This window comes from Brevundimonas sp. NIBR10 (genome assembly GCF_027912515.1).
GTDB lineage: Bacteria > Pseudomonadota > Alphaproteobacteria > Caulobacterales > Caulobacteraceae > Brevundimonas.
Window position 1 is genome coordinate 3974852 of record NZ_CP115464.1, and the last position, 13379, is coordinate 3988230.

At 67.7% G+C, this 13379-nt stretch carries 15 protein-coding genes; 7 read left to right on the plus strand and 8 right to left on the minus strand.

The window, feature by feature from the left end:
* The first annotated feature begins 2 nt into the window (after window positions 1–2).
* Complete coding sequence (locus O5K39_RS19380) at window positions 3–842, plus strand: hypothetical protein (RefSeq protein WP_271145225.1); 840 nt, start codon at window positions 3–5, stop codon at window positions 840–842.
* Between the two features lie 176 nt (window positions 843–1018).
* Window positions 1019–2464 (plus strand): AMP nucleosidase, encoded by a 1446-nt coding sequence (locus O5K39_RS19385; RefSeq protein WP_271145226.1) that lies wholly within the window; start codon window positions 1019–1021, stop codon window positions 2462–2464.
* 46 nt (window positions 2465–2510) lie between these two features.
* Here the strand turns inward: O5K39_RS19385 and katG are convergent, their stop codons facing one another.
* Entirely contained in the window at window positions 2511–4748 is a 2238-nt protein-coding gene (gene katG / locus O5K39_RS19390) for a catalase/peroxidase HPI (protein WP_271145227.1), read from the minus strand.
* 255 nt (window positions 4749–5003) lie between these two features.
* Here katG and O5K39_RS19395 point away from each other — a divergent pair, with 255 nt between their 5' ends.
* The 3 genes from O5K39_RS19395 (at window position 5004) to O5K39_RS19405 (ending at window position 7348) form a co-directional block, all read left to right on the plus strand.
* On the plus strand, window positions 5004–5558 hold the full coding sequence (locus O5K39_RS19395; protein WP_271145228.1) for a peroxiredoxin: 555 nt from the start codon (window positions 5004–5006) through the stop codon (window positions 5556–5558).
* Between the two features lie 130 nt (window positions 5559–5688).
* Entirely contained in the window at window positions 5689–6219 is a 531-nt protein-coding gene (locus tag O5K39_RS19400) for a carboxymuconolactone decarboxylase family protein (RefSeq protein ID WP_271145229.1), read from the plus strand.
* Window positions 6220–6406: 187 nt separating this feature from the next.
* A complete protein-coding gene (locus O5K39_RS19405; RefSeq protein ID WP_271145230.1) occupies window positions 6407–7348 on the plus strand; it encodes a lipid A-modifier LpxR family protein in 942 nt (313 codons plus the stop codon).
* A 3-nt stretch (window positions 7349–7351) separates the two neighbouring features.
* Here the strand turns inward: O5K39_RS19405 and O5K39_RS19410 are convergent, their stop codons facing one another.
* The 3 genes from O5K39_RS19410 to O5K39_RS19420 all read right to left on the minus strand — a co-directional run bounded on the left by O5K39_RS19410 (window position 7352) and on the right by O5K39_RS19420 (window position 10066).
* A complete protein-coding gene (locus O5K39_RS19410; protein ID WP_271145231.1) occupies window positions 7352–8314 on the minus strand; it encodes a magnesium transporter CorA family protein in 963 nt (320 codons plus the stop codon).
* Between the two features lie 27 nt (window positions 8315–8341).
* Entirely contained in the window at window positions 8342–8878 is a 537-nt protein-coding gene (locus O5K39_RS19415; RefSeq protein WP_271145232.1) for a CHAP domain-containing protein, read from the minus strand.
* Window positions 8879–8950: 72 nt separating this feature from the next.
* Entirely contained in the window at window positions 8951–10066 is a 1116-nt protein-coding gene (locus O5K39_RS19420; protein ID WP_271145233.1) for an acyltransferase, read from the minus strand.
* 48 nt (window positions 10067–10114) lie between these two features.
* Here O5K39_RS19420 and O5K39_RS19425 point away from each other — a divergent pair, with 48 nt between their 5' ends.
* Window positions 10115–10546, plus strand: coding sequence for a hypothetical protein (locus O5K39_RS19425; RefSeq protein ID WP_271145234.1), 432 nt, complete (start codon window positions 10115–10117; stop codon window positions 10544–10546).
* On the opposite strand, the gene O5K39_RS19430 is transcribed toward O5K39_RS19425, so the two are convergent.
* The gene (locus tag O5K39_RS19430; protein WP_271145235.1) at window positions 10543–10986 is read right to left on the minus strand and encodes a hypothetical protein; all 444 of its coding nucleotides are present in this window, start codon (window positions 10984–10986) and stop codon (window positions 10543–10545) included. The genes O5K39_RS19425 and O5K39_RS19430 overlap by 4 nt on opposite strands.
* A gap of 281 nt (window positions 10987–11267) precedes the next feature.
* Here O5K39_RS19430 and O5K39_RS19435 point away from each other — a divergent pair, with 281 nt between their 5' ends.
* Window positions 11268–12407 (plus strand): DNA cytosine methyltransferase, encoded by a 1140-nt coding sequence (locus O5K39_RS19435; protein WP_271145236.1) that lies wholly within the window; start codon window positions 11268–11270, stop codon window positions 12405–12407.
* On the opposite strand, the gene O5K39_RS19440 is transcribed toward O5K39_RS19435, so the two are convergent.
* The 3 genes from O5K39_RS19440 to O5K39_RS19450 form a co-directional block, all read right to left on the minus strand.
* Window positions 12404–12670 carry a hypothetical protein gene (locus tag O5K39_RS19440; protein ID WP_271145237.1) on the minus strand — a complete coding sequence of 89 codons (267 nt, stop codon included), beginning with the start codon at window positions 12668–12670 and terminating at the stop codon, window positions 12404–12406. The genes O5K39_RS19435 and O5K39_RS19440 overlap by 4 nt on opposite strands.
* Window positions 12671–12747: 77 nt before the next feature.
* On the minus strand, window positions 12748–13131 hold the full coding sequence (locus tag O5K39_RS19445) for a YdbL family protein (RefSeq protein WP_271145238.1): 384 nt from the start codon (window positions 13129–13131) through the stop codon (window positions 12748–12750).
* Between the two features lie 16 nt (window positions 13132–13147).
* Window positions 13148–13354: a YnbE family lipoprotein gene (locus O5K39_RS19450; RefSeq protein ID WP_271145239.1), complete on the minus strand. Its 207-nt coding sequence runs from the start codon at window positions 13352–13354 to the stop codon at window positions 13148–13150.
* Window positions 13355–13379 lie beyond the last annotated feature (25 nt).

Here is a 13379-nt window from a genome sequence, read left to right on the forward strand (position 1 = left end):
CCATGCGCCTGTTACCGCTGATCGTTCTGTTGCTCGCCCCCGCCTGCGCCGGGGCCCAGTCGGCCGCCCCCGCGACGGTCGAGAGCGCCTATCAGGCCGCCCTGCTGCACAGCTCCACGCCTCTGAGCCTGCGCCGCGACCAGGCCGAATATCTGCGTGAACGGGCCGAGACCCCCGATGCCGAGGTCCGTCTGGCCTCCGACGAGGATCGGCTCGGCCGGCTGCTGGCCGCCGCCGAGGTGGACCTGCGGGCGACGACGGCCGCCGCCCCTCTGGAAGACGCGATCGGCGACTGCGTGGACCTGGGCGCGCTCCGGAACTGTCGCACCACCGAGGGCGGCTGGCTGGTCCCGCATGAAGGACCGCGCCTGTTCTGGCAGATCCAGGCCGGCTTCACCCCCGAGGACGGCGGCACGTCGGGCATCGTCTTCTTCACCGAGACCTCCGGCCGGCTCGAACCCGTCGCCTGGGCCTGGCAGGGGTCGCGCTACAGCGCCCCCGTAGTGTTCGGGGGCGCAGACAACGTCTACATCGCCATCCCCGGCCGCAGCATGGGCGCCGGGCGGTCGGACGCCGACCTGATCTTCCGCTGGACCCCGGGTGCCGAACGGCCCCTGACCCAGATCGACAGCTGGAGCTGGCGCGACCAGGTCTCCCAAAAGCTGCCGGGCCTGAACGCCTTCGGCCGCGTCCGCATCGACTATGAGGAGATGATCGCCCTGACCGAGATGTTCCGTGACGGCGACGCCGGCTGCTGCGGCACCGGCGGCCACGCCCTGATCGACTTCGCCATCGAGGGCGACGCACTGGTCGTCTCCGACGCCCGACTGCGGGACCGGTAGGCCCCCCGCGCTCAAGCAGCGAGGCAGAGCCTGTCCTCGCGCCGATCGAAGATCGGACCCGGGGGCGAGCCGAGCGGTAGCGCGGCGCGTCAGCGCCCCAACAAGTCAGGCGAAGCGAAGCTTCGCCGTCTCGCCAAGGTCATGATCGTCCGCTACAAGCGGCCATGACAGAAACAATGACGAGCCGCATGACGGCTGAGGCGGCGCTGGATCGCCTCGAAACCCTCTACTTCCAGTCCGTGCAGTCGCTGCGTGATGCAGCCCGGGCCTTCCTCGCCACCGGCGAACGGGTCGAGCCCGCCGCCCGCGCCGCCGGGATCTTCTCCTATCCCTCGCTGAAAGTCAGCTGGTTCGGCGACCGGCCCCTGAACCTGGCCCAGCGGGCCTATGCGCGGATGTCGCGACCGGGGGTCTATTCGACGACCGTGACCCGGCCCGACCTGTTCCGGCCCTATCTGCTCGAACAACTGACCCTGCTGGAACAGGACTACGGCGCCACCTTCGAGGTCGGGCCGTCGGATCAGGAGATCCCCTTCCCCTATGTGCTCGACGGCTCCGACGTGGTGCTGGACCCGTCCCAGACGGCGGCGGTGGCACGTTACCTGCCGACCACCGACCTGGCCCATATCGGCGACGAGATCTCCGATGGCCTGTTCGACCTGGGCGAGGACTTCCCCTTGTCGCAGTTCGACGGCCTGCGCACCGACTTCTCCCTGGCACGGCTGCGGCACTACACCGGCACCCCGGTCGAGCACGTCCAGTCCTACATCCTGTTCACCAACTACAACCGCTATGTGGACGACTTCGTGCGCTGGGCGGTGGAGCAGGTCCGCGATCCCTCGACCCCCTACAACAGCCTGTCGTGCGCGGGCGGGGTGGTGATCACCGCCGAGACGGCCGACCCGGAGATGGCGGTCATGGATGCGGCCTGGAAGAAGCACCAGATGCCGGCCTATCACCTGACGGCTCCGGGCTCGAACGGCATCACCCTAGTCAACATCGGGGTCGGGCCGTCGAACGCCAAGACCATCTGCGACCACCTGGCCGTGACCCGGCCCCACGTCTGGCTGATGATCGGTCACTGCGGAGGCCTGAGGCCGTCACAGACCATCGGCGACTACGTCCTAGCCCACGCCTATCTGAGGGACGACCATGTGCTGGACGCGGTCCTGCCGCCGGACATCCCCATCCCCTCGATCGCCGAGGTCCAGCGCGCCCTCTATGACGCCGCCAAGGTCGTCTCCGGCATGCCGGGCGAACAGATCAAGCGCCGCCTGCGCACCGGCACCGTGGTGACCACCGACGACCGGAACTGGGAGCTGCGCTATTCCAAATCCGCACTGCGCTTCAACCAGTCCAGGGCCGTCGCGATCGACATGGAGAGCGCCACCATCGCGGCGCAGGGCTACCGCTTCCGCGTGCCCTACGGCACCCTGCTGTGCGTGTCGGACAAGCCCCTGCACGGCGAGATCAAGCTGCCGGGTCAGGCCAACCGCTTCTACGAAGGCTCGATCTCCGAACACCTCCAGATCGGCATCAAGGCCATCGACCTGATGCGCGGCGAGGGCGCGGGCCTGCATTCCAGGAAGCTGCGCGCCTTCGACGAGCCGCCGTTCCGCTAAACGATATCTCCTCCCCCTGCACCGCAGAGGGAGGAGATTCGGTGGCTCAGGCCGCGGCCCTGGCCAGTTCCGACCCGCTGAGGTCGAAGCGGTCGAGGTTCATGACCTTGACCCAGGCCTTGACGAAGTCCCTGACGAACTTCTCGTCGGCGTCTGCCGAGGCATAGACCTCCGACAGGGCGCGCAGCTGGGAGTTGGAGCCGAACACCAGGTCGGTGCGGGTCGCGGTCCAGTGCTGTTCGCCGGTGATCCGGTCGGTGCCGACGAAGGTCTCGTCACCCTCCCCGTCGACCTTCTTCCAGCCGGTCTTCATGTCCAGCAGGTTGACGAAGAAGTCGTTGGTCAGGACGCCCGGACGGTCGGTGAAGACGCCGTGCTTCGACGCGCCGTGGTTGGCCCCCAGTACCCGCAGACCGCCGACGAGGACAGTCATCTCGGGCGCCGTCAGGTTCAGCAGCTGGGCGCGATCCACCAGCAGTTCCTCGGTCGGCACGTTGAAGCGCACCGACAGATAGTTGCGGAAGCCGTCGGCCTTGGGCTCCAGAACGGCGAAACCCTCGACGTCGGTCTGTTCGGCCGAGGCGTCGGTGCGACCCGGGGTGAAGGTCACGTCGACGGTGTGGCCGGCCGCCTTGGCCGCCTGTTCGACACCGACGGAGCCACCCAGGACGATCAGGTCGGCGATGGAGACGTTGGTCCCCGACGAGGCCTTGATGTCCTCATAGACCGCCAGAACCTTGGCCAGCTTGGCCGGCTCGTTGACGTCCCAGTCCTTCTGAGGTGCCAGCCGCAGACGTCCGCCGTTCGGGCCACCGCGATGGTCCGAACCGCGATAGGTGGCAGCGGCGGCCCATGCCGTGGTGACCAGTTCGGCGACCGACAGGCCGGACGCGGCGATCCGGGATTTCAGCGCGGCGATGTCTGCCTCGCCGATCAGCGGGCCGGTGTGGGCCGGGATCGGGTCCTGCCAGATCAGGTCCTCGGCGGGCACTTCCGGCCCGAGGTAGCGGACCTTGGGACCCATGTCGCGGTGGCACAGCTTGAACCAGGCGCGGGCGAACTGGTCGCCGAAATAGGCGGGATCGGCGCGGAACCGCTCCATGATGACCCGGTAGGCCGGGTCGACCTTGAAGGCCATGTCGGCCGTGGTCATCATCGTCGGCACGCGCTTGCCCGGGGTGTGCGCGGCGGGGGCCAGGGTCTCGGGCGGATTGCCGACCGGCTGCCATTGTTTCGCGCCCGCAGGCGAGCGGACCAGTTCGTAGTCGTGGTCCAGCAGCATGTCGAAATAGGTCATGTCCCAGGTGATTGGCGTGGGGGTCCAGGCCCCCTCGATACCGGAGGTGATGGTGTGGTCGCCGATGCCACTCTCGTGGCCCGAGATCCAGCCCATGCCCTGCTGGGCGATGTCGGCACCCTCCGGGCTGATACCGACCTTGGACGCGTCACCTGCGCCGTGGGCCTTGCCGAAGGTGTGACCGCCTGCGGTCAGGGCCGCCGTCTCGACGTCGTCCATCCCCATGCGGGCGAAGGTCTCGCGGATGTCGCGGGCTGACTGCAAGGCTTCGGGCACGCCGCCGGGGCCTTCGGGGTTCACATAGATCAGGCCCATCTGGATCGCGGCCAGCGGAGCCTCCAGCGCCATATCCTTGTCGGGCTGGATCCGGGTCTCATTGCCCTCCTCGCCGACCCACTTCTCTTCGGTGCCCCAGTAGACGTCCTTCTCCGGCTCCCAGACGTCGGCGCGGCCGCCGCCGAAGCCGAAGACCGGTCCGCCCATCGACTCGATGGCGACATTGCCGGCCAGGATCATCAGATCGGCCCAGCTGAGCTTGGAGCCGTACTTCTGCTTAATCGGCCACAGCAGACGGCGTGCCTTGTCCAGGTTGCCGTTGTCGGGCCAGGAGTTCAGCGGCGCGAACCGCTGCTGACCCGCGCCCGCGCCGCCGCGCCCGTCGCCGGTGCGATAGGTCCCTGCCGAGTGCCAGGCCATGCGGATGAAGAACGGACCGTAATGGCCGTAGTCGGCCGGCCACCAAGGCTGGCTGTCGGTCATCAGGGCGGTCAGGTCGCGCTTGACCGCCACATAGTCCAGAGATTTGAACGCCTCGGCATAGTTGAAGCCGTCGCCCATCGGGTCGCCCGACTTGCCCTGCTGATGCAGGATGTCCATCGCGATCTGGTTGGGCCACCAGTCGCGGTTGGTCCGCCCCAGCAGGGAGCGCAGCGCCGCCGGCTCCTTCCTGGGGTCATTGAGGGGGGTGGGAGCCTGTTCGCCGTCCATGATGTCCTCCGGGTGTTTTTGGGCCGTTGGCGGTGACGCTAGGCTCGTCTTTGAGGAAAGCAAAATCGATAATGTTTTCACACAGCCGTAGGAAAATCTATGAAAGCGAGGCTTTCGGACGCTCAGTTTCATATAATTTGAATCTATGTTGCGATGCAAAACGATCGATTTGACTTCGCAGGTGCGAAGGCCCATCTGGGCCGCATCGGCGACACCTCCCCCGTCGCCGTCCCTTATTTTCAATCGGAGAGACCCATGCTCGGCGTTGGCGAAACCCTGCCTTCCTTCAAGATCACCGGCGTGAAGCCCGGCTTCAATTCCCACGAAGAGGGCGGCGTCTCGGCGTTCGAGGCCCTGACCGAGACCTCCTTCGAGGGCAAGTGGAAGGTCATCTTCTTCTACCCGAAGGACTTCACCTTCGTCTGCCCGACCGAAATCGCCGCCTTCGCCAAGCTGGGCAAGGATTTCGAGGATCGTGACACCATCGTTCTGGGTGGCTCGACCGACAACGAGTTCTGCAAGCTGGCCTGGCGCCGCGACCATGCTGACCTCGACAAGCTGCCGATCTGGCAGTTCGCCGACACCGGCGGCAAGTTCGCCCGCGCCCTGGGTATTCTGGACGAGGCCGAAGGCGTCGCCCTCCGCGCCACCTTCGTCGTCGACCCGCACAATGTCGTGCAGCACGTCTATGTCACCAACCTGAACGTCGGCCGCGCGCCGGAAGACACCCTGCGTGTCGTCGACGCCCTGCAGACCGACGAACTGTGCGCCTGCAACCGCGCCGTCGGTGGCGAAACGCTCGCTGCGTAAAGGCAGGCTGAGCGACCCGAAAGCAGAAGGCGGCGGCGGGCATCCGTCGTCGCCTTTTTTCTTCCATCACGAAACGGGCTCAAGCAGTAAGCGGCCGCGCCGCGAACGATAGCCCACCAAGGGATTCATCATGTCCATCGACGCCGTCCGCGACCTCCTGCCCGCCTATGCCAAGGACATCTCGCTGAACCTGTCCTCGCTGGCGAACGAGACCCTGCTGACCGAGCAGCAGAAGTGGGGCTGTTTCCTGGCCTCGGCCCATGCCATCGGCGTCGTGCCCGTGGTCAAGGCGATCGAGGCCGCCGCCGCCGAGAAACTGTCGCCCGAGGCCATGAACGCGGCCAAGGCCGCCGCCGCCATCATGGGCATGAACAACATCTACTACCGGTCGCTTCACCTGATGAAGAACCACGAGTACGCCACCCTGCCGGCGCGCCTGCGGATGAATGTCCTGGCCAATCCGGGGGTCGAGAAGATCGATTTCGAACTGTGGTCGACAGCGGTCAGCGCCATCAACGGCTGCGGCGCATGCCTCGACGCCCACGAAGGCGAACTGAAGAAACACGCCGTCCCCTCGACCCAGATCCAGGCCGCCCTGCGTATCGCTGCCGTCGTCCACGCCGCCAGCCGCATCGCCGCGTCCGAAGCGGCGCTGGCGTAGCTTTTCCACCCCGTCGCAAGGCGAAAGAACACTGCGGAACCCCACCCTGACCCTTCGCGTTGCGAAGGTGTCAGGAATGCATCGTAATTTTGTCTGTTGGCGGTCGGCCCTTTCTAGGTCAGGGTAAACGCAACGTTAACGGGCGGTGAGGGGACCGTTGGGGCGTCTGTCGAGTATCGCGTGCGGATTGACCGCGTTTCTGGTCTCGGTGACCGGGGCGACGGCGCAGACGACTCTCAACCCTGACTGGGCCCGGGCCCAGGAGGTCGCCAACCTGCAAGCCGCGCGACAACGGGCCCAGGTGGTCGCAGCGCCCCTGACTGACGCGGCGTTTTCGACCGGACCCGCCGCCACGCTCGCCCAGCCTTCGGCCTTCCGTGTCCAGCCCGAGCGGGCATTCGGCGGTGCGATCGAGTTCCAGAGCCCCTCGCCGGTCCTGTCGTCCTCGGCCGTGACCGCGAACGTCTTCGGCGCGCGCGTGCCGGACCGGTTCGACGGCCTGGCGGCGACCCAGCGTTCCGAGGCCTGGTTCGACAGCGGGCGCCATTCTGACCGGGTACGGCTGACCACGCGAGGCACGCTGCGCCGGGCCGACGGGTCGCCCCTGCCGGTCACGGCGCGCGATCGCGACGCCTTCGACATCGATGCCTATGACGTCTCGTTCACGCGCGGCTGGTCGGTGGCGCGGGGCTATACGCGCTCGGGTCTGGAGGTCAGCCTGACGCCCCACGCCGGGTTCGGGGTCGGCGGCGACGGCGGATCGGCCGAGGCGGGTGCCACGCTCAGGATCGGCGACAACCTGGACCGGCTGGCCCCCAGCGGTCATCAGAGGTTCGGTGACCGGGCGCGGTGGTATCTTTATGCGGCAGGTTCAGGGCGGGCGGTCGGCTACAATTTCGCTCGCACCCGCGACGGCGACTATGCCCGATCCGGCATGAGCCAGGACAAGGGATCCTTCCTGGGCGACGCCTCGATCGGCGTGGCCTATCGGCGTGGGGCGATGCAGGGCTCATTCGGCGTCGTCTACCGCGAGCTCAAGGCTGAGGGCCTGCGCGGCGGCGAGGGCTTCGACCGCGACGTGTCGGAGGGGCTGGTCGCCTTCCAGCTGTCGATCCAGCCGCAATGGTAGGCTCTAAAGCCACCCCTTCCGCCTGAACCACAGCAACGGCGCAATTCCCGAGATGACCATGGCGAGGATGGCGAGCGGGTAGCCGTCGATCCAACGGAGCTCGGGCATGTGATCGAAATTCATGCCGTAGATGGCACCGATCAGGGTGGGCGGCATCAGACAGGTCGTGGCGACGGAAAAGACCTTCACGATCGACGACTGGTCGATGTTGATCAGTCCCAGGGCGGCACTGAGCTGGAAATTGATCCCGGCCGCCACCGACTGGTTGTGCTGCAGGAGAGAGGCGGCGTCGCCGGACAGGGAGCGCAGGTGGTCGCGGGCATCCGGGACATGCTCGATCCGCTCGTCCAGCGACACATAGGCGAAGACCCGCGCCAGACCCGCCAGGCTCTGTTCGATGCGGGTGTTGACGATATGGGCCCGGCCCAGCTTGCCGATCAGCCGCTGGAAGCCGACGGTCTTGCCCTCGGCGAAGACATGGTTGGAGATGCCCTCCACTCGCGCGGCGTTGATCGACAGGATGTCGGAGGCGCGGTCGATGATCGCCTCCATGAGGTGCAGGAACATGTCGGCGCCCGAGCTGCACAGTTCGGGGTCGCGCTCGATGCGGTCGGCCAGGATGGCGAAGGGCTTGGGGTCGAAATAGCGGATCGTGACCAGGGGGCCCTGGGTCACGACGAAGGTCACCGGATCCACGCTGGGCATGTCGCCGTCACCGTTGTGGATGATGTCGGCGGTGACGTAGGTGGCGCCGCCTTCGCGGTACAGACGGCTGGAGGCCTCCAGCTCGGCCATCTCGGCCCGCGTGGGGATCGAGAGCGACAGGGCGACCTCGACCGCCTTGTCTTCTTCAGGGGTGGGATCGACGAGATCGATCCAGATGGCGTCTTGGGGAAGGGCCCAGTCGGACGGCTCGGCGACGACCGCATCGCAATGGCTGCACCCCGAGCGATAGACGCGGATCATGCCTGACCCCTTGGGGCCAGTTGGGCCTCAGGGCTGGCCGGCGGAGCCGCCAAGCGAGGCCGTCTGAAGCACGGAAGCCGACGGGTTAACCGGATCGGCCGCGTTCTTGTAGATGAATCCATAGGTCGGATAGACGGTCGTGCCCAGATCATGGATCGGGTTGTACCAGACCTTGACCTGGCTCCAATCGTTGTTGCCCGAAACATCGACGACGGTGACGTTTTCCTCGACCCGGCCGCGGCTTCCGCCCCAGTTGGCATGGGTCACCTGAACGACGCGGTCGGTCAGGACGTTGGAGATGACGGCGACATGGCCCCGGCTCATCCGGCCCTCGGGGCGGAAGACCAGGACGGCACCGGTTTCGGGCGCATTGCCGGTGCGGAACTTCGAAGTCGCCTGGCTCCACCAGGTCCAGGCGTCGCCGAAGATGTTGATGCCGGAAAACATCCGCGCGAAGGTCACGCACTGCCAGTAGGGGCTGTCTGCAGAGGCGGAGACGGGCGCGCCGACCGCGCCAAATCCGAGACAGGCCGCAACCACGGCGGCAGCAATGCGTTTCTTCATGCTGGGTTTGTGTCCGATTGTTACGCCCACGACATCCTTAACCGGGACTCGCGCAGCAGGGGAAGCCCTGTTTTAGGCGGGTTGCTGCGCGGTCTTGTCGCGCTTGACCGACTTTGAGGGGCGCGCCGCCCAGGCCCGGATAGCCCGCCGTGACGGGTATTCCACTAGGTGATAGGCCACCGCCGCGACCACCGGCAAAGCCGCCAGAACCGCCAGCCACACAAAAAGTTGAAGATGCTTGTCGGGGGCGTTCGTCGCCTTGGCCGCAAGGTTCACGGCCAGCAACTGCCACGGCACCAGCACCATATAGACGGCGTAGCTGATCTCTCCGAGATACACGGCGGGCTTTGACGCCAGCCAGCCGGCGCGGGCATTGGGCAGCGAGGCCAGCGACAGGATCAGCAGCCCCGCGATGGCGACGATGAAGCCGTCCCAGAGATTCAAGGCGGCCGCTCCGATCAGGGCGGCGGTCGAGGCCAGGGCGATCAGGCCGGGTGCCGGCAGGGGGGCCTTGCGGAAGGCCAGATACAGGGCACAGCCGTAGGCGAAGCAGGGGACAATGCGCAGCGCGCCCCACTGGAAGGTCGCCTCGGTCAGGGGAAAGCCGGCGACGGCGTTGAAGCCGACATAGAGGCCGGCGATCATGGCCAGGGCCCCTGCGATGGCGACGCCGGGGACGCGGCGCAGTTTCCATGCCACGAAGGCGAAGGCCGGGAACAGCAGATAGGCGAACCACTCGGCCGAGATCGACCAGGACCGGTGGTTCCACCCGGCCTCGGGCGACAGGCCCCAGGCATGGACCATGGCGATGTTGGCGGGCAGCGCGGCCCAGCTCAGCACATTGCCGTCGATGCTCATGCCGGCGATCAAGGCGGCGGCACCCAAGAACCCGACCCCGACCAGGGTCGCGATATGGAGCGGATAGACCCGCGCGACCCGGGCCCACAGGAAGTCGCGATAGCTGAACCGTTTCTCGCCATGCGCCGCCAGATAGACGTGGCACAGGATGAAGCCTGACAGGACGAAGAACAGTTCGACGCCGAGGTAGCCCTTGGCCACCAGGTCGGGCCGGAAACCGACCGCCAGATTGTCCCACAGGGCGTAAACGGCGACCCACATGGCGGCGACGAAGCGAAGCGCGGTCAGGGAGCGGAGGTCGGCCGGGGCCGCAGGGCTGAGCTGGGTCATGCGCACACTGTAGGAGCCACACGCTTTGAGAACCGTTAAGGCGAGGCCATGAGCACGATGATTCCCCTCGACGACCTGATCTCAGCCGCCGCCGACAAGGCCGGACTGACCCCGGAACAGGCCCGCGCTGCACTGGTCAGCGCCTTGGGATTGCTGGAGAAACATGCCGAGCCGGAGGCGATGGCGGCGGTCTATGCGGCCGTGTCGGGCGCGCGTGAGGCGGCCTTGTCCGACGAGGCGAAGCCGCCGCGCGGGGGGCTGATGGGCGGGTTGATGAAGAGCGCCGGGGGTCTGTCGGGCAAGGCGATCGCCGACGCCATGGCCGTGCTGGGGCGGCTGGAGAAAGTCGGCGTCGGGCGCGATGAGCTGAAGCGGCTGCTACCCGCCGCGCGCAACCGGCTGCGAACGGTGACGGGGGCAGATCCTCTGGGGGAGGCGGTCAAGACGGTGCCGGGGGTTGGGGCCTTGCTGGGCGGTTAGGCCGGGGGCTGGGCCTCCAGCGCGGCCTTGGACGCCGCGCAGCCGTTCAGGGTTTCGCCGCCCAGCTTGACCATGGCGGTCAGGGGATAGGTGCGGTCGCTCATGCCATCCGAGCATTCGGTGGCGATCAGGGTGATCTCGATGGGCTGGTCGCCGATGGTCGAGGCATAGGTGGCGGTCGTGCCCTGGAGCGTCGGGCCGGAGTTGGTGCCCGTCTGCGGCGGGCCCTCGATGCTGGTGTAAGTGATCGCCGAGGCGGTGATCTCGACGCCCCAGAAGGGTTCGGTGCCCAGCGCCCGAACCGGCTGGTTGAGATCGACACCGGCCAAGGTCGCGGCGGCCGGTGCGGGCGCGGGGGCAGAGGTGGGCTGCGACGCCGGTTCCGAACACGCGGCGAGGGCGAGAACTGCGATGAAGGGCGCGGCGGCGATGGGGCGCATGAGGTGGTCCTTGGTGCTCGAGCCATGGTGACTGCGGATGCCGTCGCGTTCAAGCTAAGGCCTCATCTCTAATTTCGTCATTCCGGGCGCAGCGCAGCGGAGACCCGGAACCCAGCGGCGCGCGAGAGCGCGAACCTGTCGCGCACACGAGCCCTTGAAATGCCGTGTCTGAACAAATCGCCTTCGGCGCCGCCTTGTTGCCCGGTCAAGCCCGGCAATGACGAAAGGAAGGAGAGAGGCTCGGCGTCGCCTTCCTCGGGCCCGGTGCCTAAGGTTCCCGGATGGCGATTCGACCACCCACTCCTACACGACCGACGGCGTTCGAGTTCTTCGCGGGCGGCGGGCTGGCGGGGATCGGGCTGACTGCCGGGGGGCGAGGGTTTCAGATGAACTTCGCCAATGATCTGTCGCCGATGAAGGCGCGCGCGTTTCGCGACAATCATCCAGACGTCCCGCTGCACGAGGGCGACGTCTGGGACCTGGCGGTCGCAGACCTGCCGGGGACGCCCGACCTGTGCTGGGCCTCGTCGCCGTGCCAGGACGTCAGCCTGGCCGGCGCGCGGGGCGGGCTGGAGGCGCGGCGGTCGGGGGCCTTCTGGGGGTTCTGGCGGCTGATGCAGGGGCTGGACGCGGAGAGACGGGGCCCGCGCATCGTGGTGGTCGAAAATGTGGTCGGCCTGCTGACCTCGGGTCGGGGACGGGACTTCGCCACCGTCTGTGGGGCCATGGTCGAGGCGGGCTATACGGTCGGAGCGCTGGAGGTCGATGCGGCGGCCTGGCTGCCCCAGTCGCGGCCCCGTCTGTTCATCATCGGGATGCGCGGCGTGACGGGAGCGGAGGGGCCGAGACCGGTCGCCCCATTCCATTCGCGGCGACTGATGGCCGCCCATGCGGTCCTGCCCGACCGGGTGCGGGCGGCCTGGGCCTGGTGGCGGCTGGCTGAACCGCCCAGGCGGAATGTCGATCTGACCGGTGTGCTGGAGCCGGACGCGGCGGTGAACTGGTTCGACGCGGCCCAGACCGAACGCCTGCTGGCCCTGACCGCGCCCCTGCACCGCGCGCGGCTGGACGCGGCGGCGGCATCGGGCGAGCGTCGGGTGGCGGCGGCCTTCCGGCGGGTCCGGGTCGAGGCGGGCGTCAAGGTCCAGCGGCTGGAGGTGCGTCTGGACGGGCTGGCGGGATGTCTGAGGACGCCGTCGGGCGGGTCGTCGCGGCAGTACGTCCTGGTCTGCGAGGCCGGGCGGGTGCGGGCGCGGCGGATGACCGGGCGCGAGGCGGCTCGTCTGATGGGGGTTCCCGACGACTTTCGCCTGCCGGGGAGCGAGAGCGGGGCGCTGACCCTGATGGGCGACGCTGTGGCGACGCCGGTGGTGCGGGCGCTGACGGAGCAGTTGTTTCTGCCGGCGCTGGCGGGAGCTTAATCCTCCCCCTCCCGCCCCGGATCCAGCGAGTTGTCGACGCGGTCGTCCCAGCCATCGCGGTGGGAGCGGAAGGCCAGGCCCATCAGGCCCCAGGTCAGGCCGATGGTGCCCAGAACGCCCAGGGTCAGGGCGATCCAGCCGTGGATCGTCAGCTCGCCACCGCCGATCAGGGTCCAGAAGCCGGCGATGGCTCCGGTTCCGGCCGCCGCCACCACCATGGCCAGCAACAGGCGCAACACAAAACGGACGGCAGGGTGATCCATGCCGTCTGTCCTATCAGATCATGCGGGGCCTGTCGGCGGCCGCATGGTCGCGGTTCGGGGGTCGCGGGCGGGTGAGCCTATTTCTGGACCCAGGTGCCCGAGGCGTTGCGGTACCACTGGCCCGAGGGGATGCGGGCCTGGATCAGGGTCTCGAACATGCGCACGCCGGCGACGTCCGCCGTGGTGCCGGCCCCGGCCGCGCTCTGGGCATAGGCGGCGCGGCGAGCCGAGTTGGTGGTCGTAACGGCGTCGCGCAGGGCTGAGTCCGACGAGGCGGTGCGGAAGCCGAGGAAGCCGTCGGCCTGTTCGCCGACCACGCCCTGGGCCTTGGCGGCGTCGATCAGGGCCTTCTGGGCCGAGGTCTGGGCCATGGCCGGTGTTGGGACTAGGGCCGATACCGTGACGGCGGCCGAACCCAGCGCCAGGACGGCGAAGGCGGCGGCGAGGAGATTGCGGTTCATCGTGATCATCTTTCGATCAGAACAGGTTCGGGTTTTCGCGCAGCAGGTCCTGAAGCTCCTGATCGAGGCGAATGCGGACGTTGGCGTCCAGCGTCGCATTGATCTGGATCGGATCGACCTGAAGGCGGATCGTGGGCGTGCAGGCAGCCAGACCCCCGACCATCACGGTCGAGGCCAGGGCCGCGAAGGCGAGGCGGCGGGGAAAGCTCTTTGGCGGCGTCATGGCGGGGGGTCTCCAGGATCGACGG